We start from the raw sequence: 23,003 nt of genomic DNA, 5'->3' as shown, positions 1-23,003 counted from the left end.
AAGAGCACAGGCTCAGTGATTGAACAGCGCATCGAAGCGCGGCAGTTCGGTCTGCCAGGCGTCCCAATCCAGCGGACCGTTGGCGAGCAGCGCATCCAGCACCTCATCCAGCTCTTCTTCACGCTCCATGCGCTCGCCCAGCTGCTGGTTGATGCGCGCGACCTGCACGGTCAGGCGGCGTGATTCATCTTCGCTGCCCAGCGGGGCCTCGAACAGAATGGCAAGGTGAACACGCAGCTCGGCCAGGCGCTCGTTGGCGGCGCTGCAGTTGCTCGGCAGGGCCTGACGCATCTGGTTGCGCGCCGCATTGGCCTGACGGCTGTTGTCGTCGAAGGCCGAGGTGTTCGGCAGCTCGACATCCTGCACGTCGCCGTTGCGCGCGCTGGCATCCGCCACGGCGTGCTGTTCGAGCAGGTCACGCCATTGCTGCCATTCCTCACGCAGTTGCAGGGCGTGCAGTTCATCCAGACGCTGCTCGCGACGCTTGAGAATGCCGGTCCAGCGACGACGCATGCCGTCGCCCCGCTTGCCGCGCGGCAGCGGGCCGAGGGTGTCGGCTTCCTTCAGGGCATCATCGAGCAGAGCGGCGTCTTCCAGTGTCTCCGGCTCCCAGCTGTCGAGACGTTCGATCAGCGCCTGCCACTGATCCAGGCGTGCCTGCTCGCGGCTGTCGCGGTCTTCGCGGTCCTGATCGCGCGCGGCGAAGATGCGGTCGCACGCCGCGCGGAAGGCGGCCCACAGGCGTTGCTCTTCGCCCTTGGGCGCGCGGCCCATCTCGCGCCAGCGACTCTGCAGGGCCTTGGCCTGTTCGGCGCGGGCACGTGCCGGCGAGTCCTCATTGGCCAGCGCCTCGACGGCATCGACCAGTGCCTGCTTGGCGGCGGCGATCTGGCCCGCGCGGCTGTCGATCAGCCCCTGCAGTGCCGTCAGTGCCTCACCGAAGCGATGCGACAGCTGGCGACCGGGGCCCGCGGGCACCGGCGTGTGGCGACGCCATTCCTCACGGGCGCGATCACGGATCTGGCGCAGGGAGTCGGGGTCGGCATCGTCCATGGCGTGGCCGTTGAGCGATTCGAGCTGCTCGCAGAGCGCTTCGCGCATGGCCAGATTGTGTTCACGCAGCTGCTTGCGCGATTCGCGGTAATCCCGCAGGCGCAGCTTGATGGCGTCAGAGGCGGTGCGGAACGCCTGGCTGGCATCGCGGCTGGCGGCCGCATCCCCCAGCTCGCGCCATTGCTGAATCAGCTGCTGGTGCTGGCGGTCGCGCTGCTCATCGCTGATGTCATCGCGCTCGCTCAGGGTGGTGATGGCCTCGAGCAGCTGCTCGCGCTTGGGCGCCGCGACGAAGTTCTGCCAGTCACGGAGTTCCGCGACCCGCGCGCCCAGCTGGCGCAGGCGGGTCTGGCGGGCATTGTCGAGCTGGCCTTCGGTACGATCGCGCAGTGAGCGATGCAGGCGGCTGGCCGGCTTGAGCTTGCCGGCATCGAGATCCGCTTCCAGGCGTGCCAGTTCGGCATCCAGTGCGTCCAGATCCAGGCTCGCCTTGCCGTCGGCCGCGCGGGGGGCGTCAGCTGACTCGGCGTCTTGTGCAGGACTGCCATCGAGCGCGTCCTGCTCTTGCGTTGCCTCTGTCGGCTCTTCCGGCTGCGCCGCGCTGATCGCCTGACGCACCGCACTCAGGCTGGCGGTCTGCGGCAGACCCGCAGGCCAGGCCACTTCGCTTTCCAGACGACGCAGCTGGTCGATGTCATTGTCGACCAGCGCGGCATCCAGCTCGCCCTGGCACAGCTGATGGCGATGCCAGGCATCGAGGGCGTCCTGCAGCTGCTGTTGCAGGCGCTGCTGACGTTCGAGCAGTTCGGCCGGGGCCGAGAACTGGTCGGTCAACTCGCTCCAGCGCTCTCCCTGCAGACGGCGCTGGGCCTGCAGGCTGGCGAAGTCGTGGTCATTGACGCAGTCGCGGCTGTAGAGGTCTTCCCGCGCCTGATCCACGGCGCTGAGAATCTCTTCCAGGTGCGTGTTGAGGTTGGCGCTCAGGCGCTCATGGGCGCGAATGGCTTCCTCGCGGGCCTCATGATCGCTGATGACCTTGTGCGCCTGCTGGCGGGCCTCTTCGAAGCGCTGTTGAATCTCGTAGTCCGCGGCCGGCAGACGCTCCCACTCGCGCAGCAGCGAGCGGTAACGCGAGGGCACGCTGTCTTCCCACGCCTGACGCGGCAGCTTCTCCATCTGGCGCAGCAGGTTATCGCGGCTGGCGGCCAGCGCATCGGCCTGCTGAGCATCGGCGCGGCGCTGGGCGAGGGTGTCGCGTGCCTGACGCTGCACGTGACGGTCCCGCTTGGCATCGCGCACCAGACGCTCGAGGCCGGCCTGGCTGGTGATGCGGGCGGCAGCGGCATGGCGCACGGCAGCGATGGTGTTGTGGCAGGCCTGATGGATCAGCGCCTCTTCATCTTCCAGACGGCTCAGTGCGGTCAGACGCAGTTGCTGGTTGTCGCCGCGGGACGCCACGGCGGACAGCAGTTCGCTATCGTCCAGGCGCTCGACCAGCTGTTCACGGCTCAACAGTGAGGGCGCATCCTGGCCGCCGCTCAACAGTTCGATCAGGCGCTCGCGTACCAGGCCATCGGCGCGGTCGAGCAGCGGCAGCAGACGCTCGGGAGATTGCATGCGCGTCAGGGCGGCATGGCGCACTTCCAGGGCGTCATCTTCGAGAATCAGGGTCTCCAGGATCTTGCGCTGGTCTGGAATCTCCGGATCAAGCTGGTCAGTGGCAGCGGAGCGAATGGCAGGGTTGGCGTGTTGCCAGCGAGGAGTGAACAGGCGGCCAGTGAGGCGGGAGAGCAGTCCGGTCATGAGAGAGCGGTTATCCAGGCAAAAAATAGAGGGGCGCAACAATTGGCCGCACACTCGGCGGGTGCAATCGGGTGGGCACGACGGAGTGGACGGAGTGACGGCGCATGAATTTCGTCACCCCGCTATCTTACCAGTCACAGCCCCCCGTTGTGTGGTATCGCATGTCGATCGATGTGCCTTATTGCACGCGCGCGGCGGCGTGCAGGGCGACCGGCGGCGGGTGACAGGTCGGCAAGGGAGCCACGTCGTAGGCTCGCGACACCTGACAGTGCCTGCTGCTGGCCGTATCATCAGTTGCAGCACTGTGTTCGCTCACATAGTTTTGTACGTTACCGCTATGCCATTCAGTGTCTGTCATTCATGCTCGGCGCCTATCAAGCAGTCGCTGTGCCGTGTGCGACGGCGAGCTATGTTATTCAGGTGGCCTTTCCAATCGAGGGTCGCCTTGAGGATGCCGTGAACAGCACGTGCATCATCAAGAGTGTCGGAGGGCTTCGACACTCCTTACGCAACCGGAGTCAGGTCATGAGTCTCAGTACGGACAGGGCCCCTCAGGCCTTCACCTTCAAGGGCGGCATGCTGCCGATGACGGTCATGGAGCTGGTCAGCGGTGATCCGGAGCAGATCCGTGCTCAGCTGGCCAGCAAGCTCAGCCAGTCGCCGGCCTTCTTTCAACATACGCCGGTGGTGCTGAGCGTCGAGAAGCTCGACGAGCCGCATCTGGCGCTGGAGCGCATCTGTGCCGTCTGCCGAGGGCACAAGCTGCTGCCGGTCGCGGTGCGTGGCGGTGGAGACCCGGTGCGTCAGTCCGCCTGGGCGTTGGGGCTGGGGTGGTTCCCGCCGCAGGAGAATCGCGGGCGTTCCCTCGAGTCCGTGCCGCCGGTGGCCGCTGAATCGGTCGCCGAGCCTGCCGGGACGGTCGCGGACAGCGCGGCCGAGAAAGCGGAGCCAGCCCACGCCAGCAAGGTGTATCGCGGCACCGTGCGCTCGGGCCAGCAGGTCAGCGCACCGGAGGGCGATCTGGTCATCATCGGCGCGGTGAATGCCGGTGCCGAGATCCTGGCCGCCGGCAGTGTGCACATCTATGGCGCTCTGCGTGGCCGCGCGCTGGCGGGTATCCATGGCGATCGCAACGCCAGCATCTACTGCAAGGAACTGCACGCCGAGCTGCTCTCGGTGGCCGGAACCTACAAGCGGCTCGATGACATCGACAATCGCCTGCTGGGTGCCAATGTCGAAGTCGTGCTTGAACACGACCAACTCTGTATCGCACGACTCGGCTGACCCCAGCACTGTGTTCTGAACGATATCCAATATTTACAGGTGATCCTCGCTCGGCGAGGGACTCTCAGCAAGGAAGATACCTTTGGCCAAGATTATCGTAGTGACGTCAGGCAAGGGCGGAGTCGGCAAGACGACCAGCGCCGCCGCCATTGCCACCGGACTGGCTTTGCGCGGCAACAAGACCGTAGTGATCGATTTCGATGTGGGCCTGCGTAACCTGGACCTGATCATGGGCTGCGAACGCCGTGTGGTCTATGACCTGGTCAACGTCATCCAGGGCGAAGCCAATCTCAAGCAGGCCCTGATCCGCGACAAGCGCATCGACAACCTGCACATCCTTCCGGCCTCCCAGACCCGTGACAAGGACGCGCTGACGCTGGAAGGCGTCGAGAAGGTGCTTGACGCGCTGCGCGAGGAGTTCGACTACGTCATCTGTGACTCGCCGGCCGGTATCGAGCGCGGTGCCCAGCTGGCGATGTACTTCGCTGACGAGGCCGTGGTGGTGACCAACCCGGAAGTCAGCTCGGTACGTGACTCCGACCGCATCATCGGCCTGCTGTCTTCCAAGACGCGTCGCGCCGAGAATGGCGACACCCCGGTGCGTGAACACCTGCTGATCACCCGTTACCATCCGGCGCGCGTCACCGGCGGTGACATGCTCAACCTGACCGATATCCAGGAAATCCTGTCGATCCCGCTGATCGGCCTGATTCCGGAATCCGACGCCGTGCTGCGCGCGTCCAACCAGGGTGTGCCGGTCACGCATGACCAGAAGAGCGATGCCGGCCAGGCGTACGTGGATTGCGTGTCCCGCCTGTTGGGCGAGGAAGTGCAGCTGCGTTTCCATGAAGTCGAGAAGCGCGGTCTGCTGGCCAGAATGTTTGGAGGGGGGCGCAAGTGAAATTACTGGATTTTCTGAAGCGAGAGCGCAAGAAGACCGCCAATGTCGCCAAGGAGCGGCTGCAGATCATCGTCGCGCACCAGCGCAGCCAGCGTGACCAGCCGGATTACATGCCGATGCTGGAGCGTGAGCTGCTCGAGGTGATTCGCAAGTATGTGCAGGTCGACCAGGATGCCATCAACATCTCGCTGGACCGCGAAGACGACTGCTCGGTGCTGGAGCTCAACGTCACTCTGCCGCGCCCCGGCGAGGCCTGAGTTCGCGGGGCGTCGGGTGCTTGCTACCTGAGGCGTTGCCGAGCGGGCACCGCCTGCGACGTCCCGACCCAGCCCATGCCCATTGCCTGCCAGAGCACCGTGCCAGCCTTGCTGGAGACGGTGCTCTGGCACGTTCATTTTTCGACCGCCCGCGTGGAGACATCCTGTGGCAGAGCCCACCTTCCTGTGGCACGACTACGAGACCTTCGGCGCCGACCCGCGCCGTGATCGTCCTTCGCAGTTCGCGGCCATCCGTACCGATGCTGACTTCAATGAGATCGGCGAGCCGCTGACCCTCTATTGCAAGCCGGCCGATGACTTCCTGCCCCAGCCGATGGCGTGTCTGATCACCGGCATCACCCCGCAGCAGGCCGAACGTCGCGGCATCCCCGAGGCCGAGTTCGCCGGGCGCATCAATGACGAGATGAGCGTGCCGGGGACCTGCACGCTGGGCTACAACAGCCTGCGCTTCGATGATGAAGTCAGCCGTCATCTGTTCTACCGCAACTTCCTCGATCCCTACGGACGTGAGTGGCAGAACGGCAATTCACGCTGGGACCTGATCGATGTCGTGCGCGCCTTCCATGCCCTGCGCCCGGAAGGCATCGAATGGCCCAAGCGTGAAGATGGTGCGCCCAGCTTCCGTCTGGAGCATCTGACGGCGGCCAATGGCATCGAGCACGCCGGCGCGCACGATGCGCTGGTGGATGTGCGCGCCACCATCGCGCTGGCACGCCTGCTCAAGTCGCGCAATGCGCGCCTGTTCGATTACCTGCTCAAGCTGCGCAACAAGCGCCATGTCGCCAGCCTGCTGGATATCGGCGCACGCAAGCCGATGCTGCACATCTCGCGTCGCTATCCGGCCTCGCGGGCCTGTGGCGCGCTGGTGGTGCCGCTGGCGGAGCATCCTTCGAATGCCAATGGCGTGATCGTCTATGACCTCTCGGTAGACCCGGCACCGTTGATGGAGCTGTCACCGGAAGAGATTCGTGCCCGTGTCTTCGCCAGTGCCGATGACCTCGCGGAAGGTGAGGAGCGGATTCCGCTCAAGGTCATCCACCTCAACAAGAGCCCGGTGCTGCTGCCGGCCAATGCGCTCAAGGATGTGTCAGGGCCGCATGAGGGCGAGTACGGCGAGATTGCCGCGCGCTTCAAGATCGACCCCGCCCAGTGTCGCGTGCACTGGAAGTGGCTGAAGGACAACGCCGGTGTCGGCGTGAAGGTGGCGCAGGTGTTCGCCGAGGCGCCGCCGGCCGGCCCGGCTGATCCGGACTTGATGCTCTATTCCGGTGGCTTCTTCTCGCCCGCGGACCGCAAGGAGATGGAGCGGGTACGCGCCACCCATCCCGAGGCGCTCGACGATACGCCGTTCGCCTTCCAGGATGGACGGCTCGAGGAGATGCTGTTCCGCTATCGTGCGCGCAGCTACGGCTACACGCTCAATTCCGCCGAGCGCGAACGCTGGGAGCAGTGGCGCTGGGAGCGCATGAACGATGAGCAGGTCGCGAGCCTGACCGTGAAGGGCTTCGTCAGCGAGATCCAGCGTCTGGCCCAGAGCGAACAGGACCCGGACCGCGTGCAGATTCTCGAAGAACTGGCGATGTACGTGGAAGGCATCATGCCGCCGCAGGCCTTCGGCTGATGACGGGCTAGCCGGCCTGCAGTACTTGCCGGCAAGGCATGAATGAACAAGACCCCGACGCGGTTATTGAACTGCACCTCGTCGGGGTCTTGTCGTTTCAGGCGCCCGTCCGGTGAGGGCCGGCGCCTTGTTTGCCCGCCAAGCCGCTGGCGGGCCGGCGAGGCTCAATGCTGAGCATTGCCGCTGGCCTCGGCTGAGGGTGCCGCCAGGGTCGCGCCTGTCTCGGCGCGCGGCGCCTCGGGCAGCGGCGGCAGGTCCAGTTCGGTAAGGCGCTGGTCGAAGTCGCTGGGCGTGCCGGGGTCGAAGGCCAGTTCCAGCGCGCTGGAGTCATTCAGCTGCTGCCAGATGGCGCGGATATCCTGCGCGCTGACCTGTTCGACGGCCGCGACCAGTTGCTGGCGGCGGTCAAAGCCTGTCCAGCCGAAGCTCAGCTCGCTCCAGTTGCGCGCTGCCAGCTCGGACAGCTTGCGGGGCTTCTGGGTCAGGCTGTCGACGACGGCGTCACGGTAGCTGGCAAGCGCGGCCTCATCCAGTGACTGCACGCGGCTGTCGAAGCGGGTGAGGAAGGCATCCATGCGCGAAAACAGCGTCTTGCTGTCCTTGGACGGCGACTGCACCAGCAGGCTCAGCCCCGGCGCATCGAGCATGGGCGAATAGCGTGCGGAGACGATATAGCCGAGTTGCTCCTCGGTGCGCAGCTGGCTGTAGAAGGGCGCTTCGAGCAGCTGACCCAGCACCGCGATGCGTGCCTGGGACTGCAGCGTGCGGTCCTTGCCCTGCAGGTAGCGCAGGGCGCCGGCATCGCCGCGTGTGCTGTCCGGGCGCAGTAACGTGTGCTGGGTGACCTGACGCACTTCCAGGTCTGGTACCGCCTCGCGCGTGATGCGCGGCGCAAGCCCGTTGATCACCAGCTGGCCGGTCTCGCGGGCCTGGTCGGCGGTCAGGTTGCCGGTCACCATCGCCTGCACGTGCAGCTTGGCAAGGAAGCGTTTGCGGAAGCTGTCCAGTGACTGGGCGTCGATCTTGTCCAGGGCCGCCAGTTGTTGCGCGGCGGTGCTCGGCAGGCCGACCAGCGTTTCGCTGAGGCTGCGACCCAGGCGCGTGTAGAGCGGTGCCTGAACGCGATTCTGCAGGCTGCGACGCAGGCGTTGAGTGATGCGCTCCAGGGTGGCGGGGGCCATCTCGCCATTCACCAGTTGGTCGAGCACTTCGCGCATTTCCGGCTGCTGACCATCGCGCCAGCCACTGAACTGCAGGGTGATGCCACGCCCATGGGCATAGACCAGCGCATCCTGACCCGCCAGACGTGCCGGATACAGACGCGCGTTGAGGCTGTCATTCAGCCACGCCGCCAGCACCTGACTCATGGCCTGATCATCCACCGAGCGACTGACGTCGGGATTGAGCAGACCGAAGCGCCATTCGGCCTTCGGCACGCCGAAGCTTGCATCGCCCTGATACCAGAGCTCGGCACCGGGCTCATCGATCAACTGGCTCGGCTTGGCGTCGGCCAGGTCGAGTACGCGGAAGTCCTTGGCCAGATAGGGGTTGGGCCTGGGCAGCGCCAGCTGGCTGGCCAGGGTGTCGTCGCCGGCGGTCTGAGCAGCGGCATCCGCCGTCAGGCGCGTCAGGGTGTAGGGCGCCTTGAACCACTCGCCCTGCTGATCCCCCTCCACCTGCGGGCCGGAGTAGACCTCCAGCAGGTTGTCGGGTGTAAGCCGAGCGAGGGTGTCCTTGATCAGGTCCGGATCGAAGTCCTGCATCAGGTAGGGCGCCGCCAGCACGTCCTCGATCGGATAGCGCGTCATCATCATCGCCAGATTGCTGGCCAGATTGACCGGCGAACTGCGCTGCTGGAAGCGGAAGCTCTGCTCGCCCAGCTGTGCCTGTTCGGTATAGCGCCAGTCGTTGATGCCCTCAGCGCGGATCAGCGCCAGATAGTCGAACAGCGCGGCACGGATCTCCGCCTGATGCTGCGCGCCTTCCGGGGTCAGGCTGATGTCGACGCTGAGCAGGGCATGCTCGCCATCACTGAGGCCACCGCCGGCCGAGAGGCCATCTGCCCAGCCCTTGTCCTTTAGCACCGCCAGCAGACTGCCTTCGCCCTCATGACCGATCAGGTTGGCCAGGTAGCTGACCGGCTGTGAGCGGTAGTGGGCAATCGGGTCGTCGATGGGGAACATGAACGACAGCTTGCGCTCCTGCTTGAGCGCCTTGACCTCAAGGCGTGCCGGCAGCTCGTCACCGCTGGCCAGGGGCGTGGTGATCTCGGGGCGCGACAGCCCGCGGTCGGGCACATCACTGAAGTTGTCACGGGCCAGCTGTTCGAGCGTTTCCAGCGACTGCGGCCCGACCAGAGACAGGCGCATCACGTTGGCGCCGTAGTGGGCCTGATAGAAGTCGACCAGTCGCTGGCGTAGGCTGCCGGCCGCGGTGTCCTTGAGGGTCTCGAGGCTGCCGACACTGAAGCGGTTGAAGGGGTGTTGCGGGTTGAGGGCCGCCTCGACAGCCTCGTAGATGCGCCGGCCATCGTCCTGCAGGCGTGCCTGATACTCGGAATTGACCGCATGGCGCTCGCGATCCACGTAGTCGGCATTGAACTGCGGGGCGACGAAGAAGCGTGCAAAGCGCGGCAGTGCCTCATCGAAGGCATCCGGGTCGATGTCGAAGAAGTAGTTGGTGTCCTGGCTGGCGGTGAAGGCGTTGTGCTGGCCGCCATGCTTGGTGATGAAGTCCTGGTAGGCATCCGGCTTCGGATAACGATCGGTGCCGAGGAACAGCATGTGCTCCAGGAAGTGTGCCAGCCCCGGGACATCGTCGGGGTCCTGGGCGCTGCCGACTTCGACATCGACGGCGGCGGCGGCCTTGTCGGCCTTGGCATCACTGACCAGCAGGACCCTGAGGCCGTTGTCGAGGGTCAGGCTGCGATAGAGTCGCTGGTCGTTCTCGCTCTTGATAACGGGACTGGCCTGCTCGGCTCTGGCGGGCGCCGTGCTTGAGGCGGAGTTGGCGGCCGGCGCGAGGGACGACGCGGGCGCGGAAGCCGGGCGGGTATCGGCATGGCTGATGGCCGGCGCCAGGCCACTCATGACGATGGCGGCAATGGCCGTGCTCAGTGCAAGAGGGCGAAATCCTGAAGGCAGTGACATCTTCTCTCCTGATTCATGCCACCGCTGCTCGGGCAGGTGGCGCTGACTCGGTGATGGTTCTCATTGGGCGAACATGCGCGCGAGGCGGTAGAGCGATGCAGTGCCGCCATCCTCGATACGTGCCGTCGGCGCAGGCGGATTCAGGTCAGCATCGGGCCGGTGGGGTGCGCGACGCTCCACTCCTGATGCTCGGGGTCGTTGACGAGGCGTGCGACCGGGAAGGCGGCCAGGTTGGCGTTCGGCGTCAGCATGCTGCGTACCGTCTCCAGCGGCGTCTCGGCATTCAGCCAGTCGCGTACCTGATGCGGCGCTATCACGGCGGGCATGCGATCGGTCAGGCGTGACGTGACCCCGGCACACTCGACACTGATCAACGCGAAGCTGTCGCGACCCTCGGGGGGCAGCCCCTCCATCAGGGGGGCGCTGAAGTGGCGCGTCCACAGGGCGGCCAGCAACAGCGGGGCACGGGTCGGGTGCGTGACCAGAAACGGCTGCTTCATGCGCGGTTGTTCCTTCCACACATAGACACCGCCGACGGGGATCAGTGCCCGCTGGCTGATGAACGACTCGCGGAACATGCGTCGCGTTTCCAGCGACTCTGCCCGCGCCACGTGCGGGGCGTGGTCCATGATCTCCAGCCAGCTGGGAGTCAGGCCCCAGAGTGCCGGCACCAGGCGCAGGCGGGGGCCTTCCAGACGCAGCATCGAGGCGGGCATGCGCGGGGCGCGATTGGCGCTGACCAGCAGTTCGCTGCGCAACTGGCGTTCGAGCGCGGGAGTCGCCAGCGACCCGAACAGTTCGTCGGGGGGCAGGTCAGCGGGGTAGGGGGGGATATACAGACGACCAGCCACGAGAATCCTTTGAGGCGATGAGGCGAAGGGAACATGCAGCGGCAGCTGCTGCCTGAGATGGGGTGTGGATCGCGCTGCACGCCACGGATGCCAGCATGCCACACCTTGGTGGTGCTTGCGTTTGTGCTCAGTCTCGATATGCTGGACGGAAACACTGTTCGATTCAATGACCGATACGGGGTGCTCCAAGAGATGCCCGCTAGGCGTCGCAACCCTTTGCCCACCCGTGCTGTCCGAACACACACCGCGTCAGATTCGCTACGCGGTAACGCATCTCAAGCATCAGAGGAATTCGATGGCCCGTCCACGTCAGCATGCACCGGAAGCGCTGCATGCGCGGGTAATGGAGACCTGCGATGAATGGCTCAAAGAGCAGCCCGTTCACGCCCTGTCTCTGCGCAACCTGGCTCGCGAAGTCGGTTGTGCGCCCAGCACCCTGCTCAAGCTCTATGGCAGCTTCGGCAACCTGCTCCAGCACGTCAATCTGGCGACGCTGGACAGGCTGCGCGATGCGATAGCCGGACAGGAGACGCCGAGTCCTTCGGAGCGCCTCAAGGCCTTGGCGCGCGCCTACTGGGGCTTCGCCCAGCGCGATCCTTACCGCTGGCAGCTGCTGTTCGACTTCCCGCTCGCCCAGGAAGGTGAGCTGGACCAGCGACAGAACGCGATGATCGAAGGGCTGTTCGAGCGTGTGGAGGGGGCCTTGGTCGAGTACGCCCCACGCGTCGAGTCCGTCGAGGCCAAGCGCATGGCGCGCACGCTGTGGGGTAGCGTGCACGGTCTGGTGCAGCTGGGCATGAACGAGCGTCTGGGACTGTGGCAGGGGCAGCCACTGGAAGTGACGGAGCTGCTCGATCAGTTGCTGGACACCATGTTGGCGGGGCTCAAGGTACGCAGCGAGGCTGCGTGTGCGGGGGATGCCACGGAAGCTGGCAAATGAGTCGAGAACTGCTCCGGCGACCCCGTTTTGCGCCCTTCTTCTGGACCCAGGCCCTCGGGGCCTTCAATGACAATCTGTTCAAGAACGCCTTGCTGCTGCTGATGACCTTCGTGGTCATCGAGCAGCGGGGCTGGGACACCGGCATCGTCAACAACCTGGCGGCCGGTCTGTTCATCCTGCCTTTTCTGCTGTTCTCCGCCTGGGGCGGCCTGTTGGCTGATCGCCTCGACAAGCAGCGCCTGATCGTGCGGCTCAAGTGGCTGGAGCTGGCCACCATGAGCGTGGCGGCCGGCGCCTTGATCTTCGAGGCCTGGGAGTTGCTGCTGGCGCTGCTGTTCATGATGGGCACCCAGTCGGCGCTCTTCGGGCCGGTCAAGTACGCCATCCTGCCCCAGCACCTCAAGCCGGATGAGCTGGTCAGCGGCAATGCCTGGGTCGAGCTGGGCACCTTCCTCGCCATCCTGATCGGTACCCTTGCCGCCGCGGCCTTGATGGCACTGGGCGGCGAGCTGGCACGCTGGGCGCTGTCCGCATCGCTGGTCTCGCTGTCTCTTCTAGGCGTGATGGCGGCCGGCAAGATTCCGCCGGCACCCTCCGCTTCGCCCGGCCCCGTGCCGTGGCGTCCGCTCTCCGGCAGCATCGCGGTGATGCGTGAAGGGCTGAGCAATCGCCGGCTTCGCTGGGCGCTGCTGGGCATCAGTGCCTTCTGGTTCCTCGGCGCCAGCTATCTGACGCAGTTGCCGGCCTATGCGCGCGATATCGTGCATGGGGCTGAAGGGGCGACCTCTGCCTTGCTGGCGGCCTTTGCCATCGGTATCGGGCTGGGGTCGCTGGCCTGTGAGCGTGTCTCGCGCGGGCGTCTCGAGACGGGACTGGTGCCCTTCGGCGCGTTGATCATCTTCGCTGGCGGGCTGGATCTTGCCCTGCGCCCGGCACTGGCCGAGGCACAGATGGCCACGCCCTTGATCGAGCTGCTGGGCATCGCCGGTTTCTGGCGCATGTGGCTGGATCTCGGTGTCATCGGCTTCGGCGGCGGCCTCTATATCGTGCCGCTTTACACCCTGCTGCAGATCCGCAGTCCTGAAGATCACCGCGCGCGCATGATCGCGGCCAACAACGTGCTCAATGCCCTGCTGATGGTGCTGTCGGCCGGTGCCGGCATTCTGGTGCTGGGCGTGATGGGGCGCGATATCCCGGACTTCCTGCTGCTGCTGTCCCTGATCAGCGGGCTGATCGCGGTGGTCTGCATGCTGCGTGACCCGCGACCCTTCCTGCGCCTCAATATCTTCATCCTCATCCATCTGATGTATCGCCTGCACCTCAAGGGGCGCTGGCGGATACCGGCGGAAGGGGCGGCGCTGGTGGTGTGCAATCACGTCAGCTTCATGGATGCGCTGATTCTGGGCGGGGCCAGTCCACGCCCGCTGCGTTTCCTGATGGATGCCGAGATCTACCACTCGCCGTGGCTGAAGTGGTTCTTCCGCATCGCCGGGGCGATTCCGGTGGACTCCTCGCGCAAGGACCCGGCTGGGGTGCGCCGCTCGCTGGAGGAAGTCGGCAAGGCGCTGCGCGAGGGAGAGGTGGTGATGATCTTCCCCGAGGGCAAGCTGACGCGTGACGGTGAGGTCGGTCGCTTCCGGCGCGGGCTGGAGTTGATTCTGGCGCGTGACCCGGTGCCGGTGATTCCGATGGCGCTGGGTGGCCTGTGGGGCTCCTGGTTCTCCCACGGCGGCGGGCCTGCCTTCGCCAAGTTTCCGCGGCGGCTGCGCGGGCGGGTAGAGCTGTGCGTCGGGCGTACCTTCGACCCTGTCGGCACCAAGGCGGTGGAGCTCGAAGAGGCGGTGCGTGATCTGCATCGCAAGGCGACACGGCTGGCGCGCTCCCGCTAGCCGCTATTTTTTTTCAGCGCTGCATGAAAATGCCGCCCATGCCGACACGATCGTCAGGCAGGGGCGGCATTTCACGTTCTGGCGACCAGCAAATGGCCACTGGCGTCGAGCGCGGCGTCGCGTCAGTCGCTGGACTGCTCGGAGGGAGCAGTGTGGCGCGTGACCCAGAAGCCGAAGCCGCCGATGGCCCAGGCGCCTAGCATGACCAGTGGCACCGCCAGCATGTCATCGCCGCTCAGCCACAGGCTGGCCAGGGCGCCATAGAGGCCACCGCCGAGATACAGCACCGTGCCGGAGATGGCATTGGCGGCACCATGGCCACGTGTGAACAGCGACTGGTAGTCAGCCATCACGTTGGGCGTGATCATGCCGCCGGCGCCCAGCACGAACAGGATGCCCGGAATCAGGGTGGCGACCTGGACGTTGTCGGTGATGACCAGCGAGATCAGCCAGGTGATGCCGATCCCCTGCATGCACAGTGCCACCTGAACCAGCTTGCGCGTGCGCAGATGCTTGAGGCCGAAGTGGTTGAGACGGTTGCCGATCAGCATCGCGCCGACATTGGCGCCGAAGGCCAGCGCGAACTCACCGGAGTTCAGCCCCAGCACGCCCTGATAGAGATAGCTCGCGTTGGTCAGGAAGGTGAACATGATGCCGGGGCCGCACAGCAGCAGCATCAGGTGCCCGGGGACGCCGCGCGTGGTCAGTACCGTGCGATAGCTGGCCAATGCGCCGCGCAGGCTGAGCGGTGAACGCTCGCTGGCAGGCAGGGTCTCCGGCAGCCACTGGCGAATGGCGACTCCGGCGATCACGCCATAGACGGCCAGGCCGATGAAGACCATCTGCCAGGTGCTCAGTGCCAGGATGAGAGCGCCGAGGCTGGGGGCGACCAGCGGTGCTGCCATCAGCACCATCATGACGTTGGTCATCAGGCGCGCGGCGTCCTTGCCGGTCGCGACATCGCGCACCACGGTGCGAGAGACGCCGCCGGTCATGCCGGTCGCGATTCCCTGCAGGACACGGAAGACCATCAGCCATTCCAGACTATGCGTCATGGCGCAGCCGAGACTCGCGATCAAGAACAGCACGATGCCGCCCAGCGCGATCGGGCGACGGCCCAGGCTGTCCGACAGCGGGCCACCACTCAGCTGACCGAAGGCGTAGCCGGCCAGGAAGAAGGTGATGGTCAGGCCGAGGCGGGAGTGATCGACACCGAATTCCGCGGCCATGGCGGGGATGGCGGGCAGAAAGGCATCCATCGATAGCGGGGCGAGCGCCACCATCAGGGCCAGCAGCACGGTGAAGTGAGGTTGTCGATGCAGGGCGGGGGTCGCCGTTGGGGCGGAAGCTGAAGTCATGAGGGCCATTCGAAGGTTGTGGGGCATTGCAGGGGGAGCGGTGAGTCAGCCTGCTCTGGCGCAGGTCCGTGACGTCTGGCGCTGGCGGGCAGCGCGAACGCGCACAGCATAGCGTGGGTTCGGGCCGCTTGCGTGTCGTGGTCTGCAACACCGTATTGCAGCTGGTTCTTGCACCTGAGCCGCTGTGTCTGAGCACCTGCAAATGAGCACCTGCAAATGAGCACCTGGGTGAGTTGGCGTGCCCCAGACGCGACAGGCCCGCCAATTGGCGGGCCTGTCGTCGAGAGTGCCGTGCTGCGTGGCAATGCGGGTGGCGCGTCAGCTGCGCGTGGTGCGAGCCGCCTGCCAGCAGCGTGCCGAGGTGATCTGGTTGTCCTTCACCTGCTGGATCTCGATGCGCGTGGTGCCGATGGCGAGACTGGCCGGGGCATCCGGGAAGGATTCCAGATGTTCCAGAATCAGGCCGTTGAGCGTCTTGGGACCGTCAGTCGGCAGCTGCCAGCCGATGGCCTTGTTGATCTCGCGGATGTTGGCGGTGCCTTCGATCACGTAGCTGCCGTTGTCCTGCGGGTGGATCTCCTGATGCGTACCGGCGACATCGGTGGTGAACTCGCCGACGATCTCCTCGAGGATGTCCTCCAGCGTCGCCAGCCCCTGCACATCGCCATACTCGTCGACCACGATGCCGATGCGGCGCTTCTGCTTCTGGAAGTTGAGCAGCTGGGTATGCAGCGGCGTGGATTCCGGGATGAAGTAGGGCTCGCGGGCTTCCTGGATGATGGAGGCCTTGGTGACCTCGTCCAGTGACAGGAAGCGCGCCGCGTTGCGCAGGTGCAGGATGCCGATGATGTTGTTGATGTCGCCCTTGTAGACCGGCACCCGCGTGTGCTGACTGGCGCGGATATGGCTGAGGATGATGTCGAGGTCATCGTCCAGGTCGATGCCGAAGATCTCCTGACGCGGCACCATGATGTCATCGACGGTGACGTTCTCGAGATCGAGAATCGACAGCAGCATGCCCTGGTGGCGACGCGGGATCATGCTGCCGGCTTCGTGGACCACGGTGCGCAGCTCGTCACGGGTCAGGCTGTCGGCGCCGCCGCTGACATCGCGCACGCCGAACAGGCGCAGCAGGCCATTGGAGATGCCGTTGACCAGCCAGACCAGCGGGTAGAGCAGCTTGAGCAGGGGTTCCAGCACCAGCGAGGCCGGATAGGCGATGCGCTCCGGGTTCACGGCGGCCATGGTCTTGGGCGTCACTTCGGCAAAGATCAGCACCACGATGGTCAGCACGGCGGTCGAGACGGCCGGGCCCGAGACATCACCGAAGTAATGGATCGCGATGATGGTCGCCAGCGAGGCGGCCAGGTTGTTGACGAAGTTGTTGCCGATCAGGATGACGCCGATCAGGCGGTCCGGACGGGAAAGCAGGCGGGTAACACGCTTGGCGCCGCGCTCACCGCCCTTGGCACGGTGACTGAGACGGTAGCGGTTGATCGACATCATGCCGGTCTCGGAGCTCGAGAAGAAGGCAGACAGGATGATCAGGATGACCAGTAGGCCGAACAGCAGCCCCAACGGGGTGTCGTCGCTCAAGAGTGAAGGGTCCTCGGTGGCGGATTTAGGCGCATGATACTGACACGCTCGCTGCAATGCATCAGGCGCAGCGAGCGATCTCTGTCGGGGTGGCAGGGCTTAGTGGGAAAATATCACTTGCAGCACGAACTTGGTGCCGAAGAAGGCCAGCGCCAGTACCAGGCAGCCGCCCAGTGTCCAGCGGGCGGCACGCTGGCCGCGCCAGCCCAGCACGTGATGCCCGAACAGCAGCACGGCGAAGATGATCCAGGCGCCGAGGCTGAGCACCGTCTTGTGAGCCAGATGCTGGGCGAACATGTTGTCCAGATAGATGGTGCCGCTGATGATCGACACGCTGAGCAGGATCATGCCGGCCCAGATCAGCTCGAACAGCGCACGCTCCATGCTGGTCAGTGCCGGCAGCACCTGGACGATGCCGCGGGTATGGCGCTTCTTGAGCGCGTGCTGTTGCAGCGACAGCAGTCCGGCCTGCATGGCGGCGATGCTGAAGAAGGCCAGCGCCGCCACCGAGGTGAAGATGTGGGCGACCAGACCGGGGGAGAGCGGGTTCTCGGTGGTGGCGCTCGGCAGGTTCATCACGCCGAGCACGCAGGCGGCGGCGACCGGGAACAGCGCCGCGCCCCCGGCGATCACCGGCTTGAACAGGCTGGCGGTCACCAGCAGCAGGCAGATGGCCCAGCTGACCAGCGAAGCGCTCTCGAACAGTCCGAGGTGCAGTGCGCCACCGTGGTTGAGCGTGACCCAGACGATGACGGCATGGCAGGCGACGGCGATCAGCGCCAGACTGCGCACCAGACGCGTGCGTGCCGGGACGCGGCGTGTCAGGGTAAGGCCCTGCCAGAGGCCGGCGCCGAGATAGAAGATGATGGCCAGAAAGGCAAAAGGCAGAGCCTGCATGTGCTGTTGTCCAGGTGCCGGAGGGTAGCGGGAGATCAGGCCTCGCATGAGGCACTGTCTATCTGCAGAGACTATACCGAATGCGCCGCCGGGATTGCATCCACTCGCGGTGTCCTGTCGCGTGCTCTCGCGGGCGATGAGGCCTGCGCGGCGACAGACTCCGCATTGCATGACGATTGTCGGCGCTGCTTCCTTCATGCATGTCATCGCCAGGATGGCGACTTGCAAGTCTTGCATGCATGGAGACACGGCCGCCCTGTGCGTATAATGCGCGACAGGATAACCATTCACGCGCTGGGGCGTCATGCCGTGCGCCGGTCACGAGGTGGCTTACGCCCTCGTCCCCGCAGCGCGGACCCCAGACGTCCCTAGCCGGAGAGGCCCATGTTTCAAAGTTTGAGTGATCGCCTGTCGCATACGCTGAAGTCGATTACCGGCCAGGCCAAGCTGACGGAAGACAACATCAAGGACACCCTGCGCGAAGTGCGCAAGGCGTTGCTTGAAGCCGATGTCGCGCTGCCGGTGGTCAAGGCCTTCATCGAGCGAGTGCGCGAACGTGCCGTCGGTCAGGAAGTGTCCAAGAGCCTGTCGCCGGGCCAGCAGTTCGTCAAGATCGTCCAGCAGGAGCTGGAAGCGATCATGGGCGAAGCCAATGAAGGTCTGACGCTCAAGGGCAGTCCGGCCGTCATCCTGATGGCAGGCCTGCAGGGTGCGGGCAAGACGACCACCGTCGCCAAGCTGGCACGCTACCTGCGCGAGCGCGAGAAGAAGAAGGTGCTGGTGGTCTCGGCCGACGTCTATCGTCCGGCCGCCATCGACCAGCTGGAAACGCTGGCCAAGGAAGTCGGGGTCGATTTCTTCCCCTCCGACTCCTCCCAGCAGCCGGTGGCCATCGCCGAAGCGGCGATGAAGCACGCGCGTATCCAGTTCCACGACGTGGTGCTGGTCGATACCGCCGGTCGCCTGCATGTCGATGCCGACATGATGGACGAGATCGCCGCCCTGCACCGCAGCGTCAATCCTGACGAGACGCTGTTCGTCGTCGATGCGATGACCGGTCAGGATGCCGCCAACACCGCCAAGGCCTTCCATGAAGCCTTGCCGCTGACCGGTGTCGTGCTGACCAAGGCCGACGGTGATGCGCGTGGCGGTGCGGCCCTGTCCGTGCGTCACATCACCGGCAAGCCGATCAAGTTCATGGGCATGGGGGAGAAGGTCGACGCCCTCGAACCCTTCCACCCGGACCGGATCGCCTCGCGCATCCTCGGCATGGGCGACATGCTGTCGCTGATCGAGGAAGCCGAGCGCACCGTCGACAAGAGCAAGGCCGAGCAGCTGGCCAGCAAGGTCAAGAAAGGCGAAGGCTTCGATCTCGAGGACTTCCGTGACCAGCTCCAGCAGCTCAAGAACATGGGTGGCATGGGCAGCCTGATGTCCAAGCTGCCGGGCATGGGTCAGCTGGCGGAAGTCGCCCAGAGCCAGGCCAGCGAGAAGGAGCTGGGCAAGCTGGAGGCGATGATCAACTCCATGACGCCCAAGGAACGCCGCAACCCCGACCTCATCAATGGGTCGCGCAAGCGCCGCATCTGCATGGGCTCCGGTACCCAGGTGCCGGACCTCAATCGTCTGCTCAAGCAGCACAAGCAGATGGCAAAGATGATGAAGAAGGCCGGCAAGAAAGGTGGCATGCAGAAGATGATGCGTGGCATGTCCGGCATGATGGGCGGTGGCGGTGGTCCTGGCGGCCCCGGCGGTATGGGTGGCATGGGTGGTATGGGTGGCCCCGGCGGCATGGGCGGCGGACGCTTCCCGCGTCGCTGATTGTTGACCCGATGCCCGATGCAGCGCTGATGAGACATGGGCGCTGACACCAGGAATTGCGCTCCGTGGCACGTCCCGTGCCACGGAGCGTGTGTATGGCCTTGGAAAAAGGTTTCCAAGGCTTGCCAATTTCCGTAGAATGTCGCCTCTTCGTGTGGACCCTCCATGCGAAGACGAGTTCTGTGGCACGATTTTCACTTCAACACGAAGGACAGATTACGCAATGGTTACCATTCGTCTGGCACGTGGTGGCGCCAAGAAGCGTCCCTTCTACCACCTCGCTGTGGCTGATTCCCGCACAGCCCGTGATGGCCGCTTCATCGAGCGCGTCGGCTTCTTCAACCCGGTCGCTCGCGGCCAGGAAGAGCGTCTGCGCGTCGATCTCGAGCGCGTCGCTCACTGGCAGCAGCAGGGCGCACAGGTCTCTGACCGTGTCGCTCAGCTGATCAAGGAAGCTGGCAAGCAGCAGGCTTGATTCCAGGATGCCTACTCAACCGAACAACCCGCAGCCGACCGCAGCGTCATCGCATGACGATGATGTCGTGGTGATGGGGAAGCTTACCAGCCCCTATGGCGTCAAAGGCTGGCTCAAGGTGTATTCCTACACCAGCCCGATTGACGGCATCTTCGATTACGCTGGCTGGATGCTGAAGCTGGACGGGAAGCAGATTCCCGCCCGCCTCGCTCAGGCACGTCGCCATGGCAAGGGCCTGGTGGCACAGCTCGAAGGTATCGACAGTCGCGAAGCAGCACAGGAGCTGGCCGGGGCGGAGATTCTCCTGCCCAAGCAGCACCTGCCGCAGCTGGAAGTCGGTGAGTACTACTGGCATCAACTGGAAGGTCTCGAGGTGGTAACGCTGGATGGCCAGCGCCTCGGGAAAGTGAGCACCCTGATGGAAACCGGTGCCAACGACGTTCTGGTGATAAAGCCGAACGACGACAGCATCGATGAGAAGGAACGGCTCGTGCCGTACCTTCCCGATCAGGTGGTTCGCGATGTGGATCTCACCACTGGGCGCATGAGCGTCGACTGGGATCCCGAATTCTGATGTTAAGCACAGAGAGCTGACGCCTGTGTGGATTGGTGTAGTGAGCCTGTTTCCGGAAATGTTCACGGCGATTACCGCCAGTGGCGTGACCGGCCGAGCGGTCGACAAGGGCCTGCTCGAGGTCGATTTCTGGAATCCTCGCGACTACGCCACCGACAGGCACCGTACGGTCGATGATCGTCCCTACGGCGGTGGTCCCGGCATGTTGATGAAGGTCGAGACCCTGCGTGGCGCCATTCGTGACGCCCGCGCCGCTGGCGGTGACAACGCTCGTGTGATCTATCTCTCCCCGCAAGGCCGCAAGCTGGATCAGGCCGGTGCCCGCGAACTGGCGACGCAAGAGCGTCTGATCGTGGTGGCTGGACGCTATGAAGGCATTGATGAGCGCGTGGTGGAAGAGGAGATCGACGAGGAGTGGTCGATCGGCGATTACGTCCTGTCTGGCGGGGAACTGCCGGCCATGGTCCTGATCGATACGGTGGCACGCCTGGTGCCGGGCGTACTCGGGCATGAAGCCAGCGCGGAGGAGGATTCCTTCACCGATGGCCTGCTCGATTGTCCGCACTATACCCGCCCTGAAGTCATCGACGGCAAGCGGGTGCCGGATGTTCTGCTCAGTGGCAATCATGCCCTGATCAAGCGCTGGCGGTTGCAGCAGTCTCTGGGACGTACCTGGCTCAGGCGTCCGGATTTGCTGGAGAGTCGCACGTTGACTCGTGAGGAGCGCAAGCTGCTCGACGAGTTCATCGCGCAGCACGCCCGGAAAGGCAAGGCCTGACCGCTGCGAACCGAAGGTTCGCTGTCAGGAGAAGGCCGCCACCGTGGCGGAGGTGCGGCACGGCCCGGAGTCATCTTGCGGGAGTTCCGTGGCGCGTCACACACAAGGTCGATCCCCGTGTTCAAGGCCGTTTGCGGTGCCGGGGTCATGACGAACATCAATCCCAGGATTGATGCTAACGAATTTGGAGCTAGCGATGAGCAGCAAGAATAAACTGATCCAGGCGATCGAAAACGAGCAGATGGCCAAGGAAATCCCGGCCTTTGCACCGGGCGACACCATCGTCGTCCAGGTCAAGGTTGTCGAAGGTACTCGCGAGCGTCTGCAGGCCTTCGAAGGCGTGGTGATCGGCAAGCGTAACCGCGGTCTGAACTCCGCCTTCACCGTCCGCAAGATCTCCCACGGTGTGGGCGTCGAGCGTACCTTCCAGACTTACAGCCCGCAGGTTGCCGCTATCGACGTCAAGCGTCGTGGTGACGTCCGTCAGGCCAAGCTGTACTACCTCCGTGAGCGTAGCGGCAAGTCTGCACGCATCAAGGAAAAGCTGGGCTAAGCGCTCCGCATTCCCTGACTGCAGAACTCGGCAGTACTGCGGGGGAGCGAATTGCCACTTGCTCCTCCGCCATATGAAGACCCCGCCATGCATCGCATGGCGGGGTCTTCGTGTTTGTGCACCAGGGAAATCCGGTGTGACTTGCAGCGGGTTCATTTCATCGTCAGGGCATCACGGTAGAATCGAGGCTCACGCAGGCCCGGTGCCGCGGTACATGACGGCCACGGCGAGCGCGGATGGCACGTCATTGAGGACGGGGAAGCGGGAATGATGGACGACGATGCGTTGGTCGAGGCCTTTCTCGATACGTTGTGGCTAGAGCGGGGTGCCAGTGACAATACGCTCGGCGCCTATCGCAGTGATCTCACGGCCTGGCGGCGCTGGTTGGCCGATCAGGCGGAGACGGGTGCTGACGCGGTGCCGTTGCTGAGCGTGGCACCGCAGCAGGTGCAGGACTTCTGTGACTCGCGGCGTGAGTCGCATGCGCTGCGCTCCACGGCACGTCTGCTGTCGGCGCTGCGGCGCTTCTATCGCTGGGCGCTGGCCGAAGGCATGATCGAGGCGGACCCGCTGCATGAGGTGCGCCTGCCGCGCGTGATTCCCAGCCTGCCGGGCACGCTGGATGAGGAGGAGGTCGAGCGCCTGCTGGAGGCGCCGGATCTCGACACGCCCATCGGGCTGCGCGACCGCACCATGCTCGAAGTGCTCTATGGCGCGGGGTTGCGTATCAGCGAGCTGGTCAACCTGAGTGTCGATGCGCTCAATCTGCGCCAGGGCGTCGTGCGTGTCACCGGCAAGGGCGATCGTGAGCGGCTGGTGCCGCTGGGCGAGGAGGCCTGTGACTGGTTGTCACGCTGGCTGTCCGTTGGCCGACCTGCGATGATGGCCGACCAGACGCGTCCGGCACTGTTTCCCGGCCGACACGACAAGGCCATGACGCGACAGACCTTCTGGCATCGCATCCGGCGTCACGCCGTGACTGCGGCCATCAGCAAGCCTCTGTCACCGCATACGCTGCGCCATGCCTTCGCCACGCACCTGCTCAATCACGGTGCCAACCTGCGTGTCGTGCAGTTGTTGCTGGGGCATCGTGATCTTTCCACGACCCAGATCTATACCCATGTGGCCCAGGCGCGTCTGGAGCGTCTGCATGCCGAACATCATCCGCGTGGCTGAGTGTCC

Annotated in this window: 18 protein-coding genes; 12 read left to right on the top strand and 6 right to left on the bottom strand. The window is 64.9% G+C overall.

Annotated elements, in window-relative coordinates:
• Nucleotides 1–12: 12 nt before the first annotated feature.
• Entirely contained in the window at nucleotides 13–2,856 is a 2,844-nt protein-coding gene (locus H2O77_RS16390; RefSeq protein WP_215823558.1) for a DUF349 domain-containing protein, read from the bottom strand.
• 525 nt (nucleotides 2,857–3,381) lie between these two features.
• Between H2O77_RS16390 and minC the strand changes: the two genes are divergently transcribed.
• The 4 genes from minC to sbcB all read left to right on the top strand — a co-directional run bounded on the left by minC (nucleotide 3,382) and on the right by sbcB (nucleotide 6,940).
• Nucleotides 3,382–4,140, top strand: coding sequence for a septum site-determining protein MinC (minC, locus tag H2O77_RS16385; protein ID WP_215823557.1), 759 nt, complete (start codon nucleotides 3,382–3,384; stop codon nucleotides 4,138–4,140).
• A gap of 82 nt (nucleotides 4,141–4,222) precedes the next feature.
• The gene (minD, locus tag H2O77_RS16380; protein ID WP_054557277.1) at nucleotides 4,223–5,041 is read left to right on the top strand and encodes a septum site-determining protein MinD; all 819 of its coding nucleotides are present in this window, start codon (nucleotides 4,223–4,225) and stop codon (nucleotides 5,039–5,041) included.
• Nucleotides 5,038–5,298, top strand: coding sequence for a cell division topological specificity factor MinE (gene minE / locus H2O77_RS16375; protein WP_043336475.1), 261 nt, complete (start codon nucleotides 5,038–5,040; stop codon nucleotides 5,296–5,298). Before minD ends, minE begins: the two co-directional genes overlap by 4 nt.
• A gap of 166 nt (nucleotides 5,299–5,464) precedes the next feature.
• Nucleotides 5,465–6,940: an exodeoxyribonuclease I gene (gene sbcB, locus H2O77_RS16370; protein ID WP_043336470.1), complete on the top strand. Its 1,476-nt coding sequence runs from the start codon at nucleotides 5,465–5,467 to the stop codon at nucleotides 6,938–6,940.
• Between the two features lie 164 nt (nucleotides 6,941–7,104).
• Here sbcB and H2O77_RS16365 read toward each other — a convergent pair whose 3' ends face one another.
• Nucleotides 7,105–10,089 (bottom strand): insulinase family protein, encoded by a 2,985-nt coding sequence (locus H2O77_RS16365; protein ID WP_215823556.1) that lies wholly within the window; start codon nucleotides 10,087–10,089, stop codon nucleotides 7,105–7,107.
• A 140-nt stretch (nucleotides 10,090–10,229) separates the two neighbouring features.
• Nucleotides 10,230–10,940, bottom strand: a complete 711-nt coding sequence (locus H2O77_RS16360; protein WP_240548645.1) for an SOS response-associated peptidase family protein — start codon at nucleotides 10,938–10,940, stop codon at nucleotides 10,230–10,232.
• A 295-nt stretch (nucleotides 10,941–11,235) separates the two neighbouring features.
• Here H2O77_RS16360 and H2O77_RS16355 point away from each other — a divergent pair, with 295 nt between their 5' ends.
• Both H2O77_RS16355 and H2O77_RS16350 read left to right on the top strand, forming a co-directional pair.
• The gene (locus H2O77_RS16355; RefSeq protein ID WP_043336466.1) at nucleotides 11,236–11,880 is read left to right on the top strand and encodes a TetR-like C-terminal domain-containing protein; all 645 of its coding nucleotides are present in this window, start codon (nucleotides 11,236–11,238) and stop codon (nucleotides 11,878–11,880) included.
• Complete coding sequence (locus tag H2O77_RS16350) at nucleotides 11,877–13,769, top strand: MFS transporter (RefSeq protein ID WP_192839485.1); 1,893 nt, start codon at nucleotides 11,877–11,879, stop codon at nucleotides 13,767–13,769. The genes H2O77_RS16355 and H2O77_RS16350 overlap by 4 nt, the downstream gene beginning before the upstream one ends.
• 122 nt (nucleotides 13,770–13,891) lie before the next feature.
• On the opposite strand, the gene H2O77_RS16345 is transcribed toward H2O77_RS16350, so the two are convergent.
• From H2O77_RS16345 to ccsA, 3 genes are all read right to left on the bottom strand, one after another.
• Nucleotides 13,892–15,127 carry a multidrug effflux MFS transporter gene (locus H2O77_RS16345; protein ID WP_215823555.1) on the bottom strand — a complete coding sequence of 412 codons (1,236 nt, stop codon included), beginning with the start codon at nucleotides 15,125–15,127 and terminating at the stop codon, nucleotides 13,892–13,894.
• Nucleotides 15,128–15,445: 318 nt separating this feature from the next.
• On the bottom strand, nucleotides 15,446–16,723 hold the full coding sequence (locus H2O77_RS16340) for an HlyC/CorC family transporter (protein ID WP_043336457.1): 1,278 nt from the start codon (nucleotides 16,721–16,723) through the stop codon (nucleotides 15,446–15,448).
• 99 nt (nucleotides 16,724–16,822) lie between these two features.
• A complete protein-coding gene (gene ccsA / locus H2O77_RS16335) occupies nucleotides 16,823–17,620 on the bottom strand; it encodes a cytochrome c biogenesis protein CcsA (protein WP_215823554.1) in 798 nt (265 codons plus the stop codon).
• Between the two features lie 384 nt (nucleotides 17,621–18,004).
• On the opposite strand from ccsA, the gene ffh reads away from it, so the two are divergent.
• The 6 genes from ffh (at nucleotide 18,005) to xerD (ending at nucleotide 22,997) form a co-directional block, all read left to right on the top strand.
• A complete protein-coding gene (ffh, locus tag H2O77_RS16330; protein WP_054557273.1) occupies nucleotides 18,005–19,441 on the top strand; it encodes a signal recognition particle protein in 1,437 nt (478 codons plus the stop codon).
• Nucleotides 19,442–19,664: 223 nt separating this feature from the next.
• Nucleotides 19,665–19,916: a 30S ribosomal protein S16 gene (rpsP, locus tag H2O77_RS16325; RefSeq protein WP_043336448.1), complete on the top strand. Its 252-nt coding sequence runs from the start codon at nucleotides 19,665–19,667 to the stop codon at nucleotides 19,914–19,916.
• Between the two features lie 7 nt (nucleotides 19,917–19,923).
• The gene (gene rimM / locus H2O77_RS16320) at nucleotides 19,924–20,490 is read left to right on the top strand and encodes a ribosome maturation factor RimM (protein ID WP_082388946.1); all 567 of its coding nucleotides are present in this window, start codon (nucleotides 19,924–19,926) and stop codon (nucleotides 20,488–20,490) included.
• Nucleotides 20,491–20,515: 25 nt separating this feature from the next.
• Nucleotides 20,516–21,268, top strand: a complete 753-nt coding sequence (gene trmD / locus H2O77_RS16315) for a tRNA (guanosine(37)-N1)-methyltransferase TrmD (protein WP_043336440.1) — start codon at nucleotides 20,516–20,518, stop codon at nucleotides 21,266–21,268.
• Nucleotides 21,269–21,464: 196 nt separating this feature from the next.
• A complete protein-coding gene (gene rplS / locus H2O77_RS16310; RefSeq protein ID WP_043336437.1) occupies nucleotides 21,465–21,821 on the top strand; it encodes a 50S ribosomal protein L19 in 357 nt (118 codons plus the stop codon).
• 270 nt (nucleotides 21,822–22,091) lie between these two features.
• The gene (xerD, locus tag H2O77_RS16305; RefSeq protein WP_215824654.1) at nucleotides 22,092–22,997 is read left to right on the top strand and encodes a site-specific tyrosine recombinase XerD; all 906 of its coding nucleotides are present in this window, start codon (nucleotides 22,092–22,094) and stop codon (nucleotides 22,995–22,997) included.
• Nucleotides 22,998–23,003: the final 6 nt, after the last annotated feature.

Source organism: Cobetia sp. 4B (assembly GCF_018831605.1).
Taxonomy (GTDB): domain Bacteria; phylum Pseudomonadota; class Gammaproteobacteria; order Pseudomonadales; family Halomonadaceae; genus Cobetia; species Cobetia amphilecti.
Note: the sequence above shows the minus strand (reverse complement) of the source record. Positions and strands in the feature narration are given on the sequence as shown.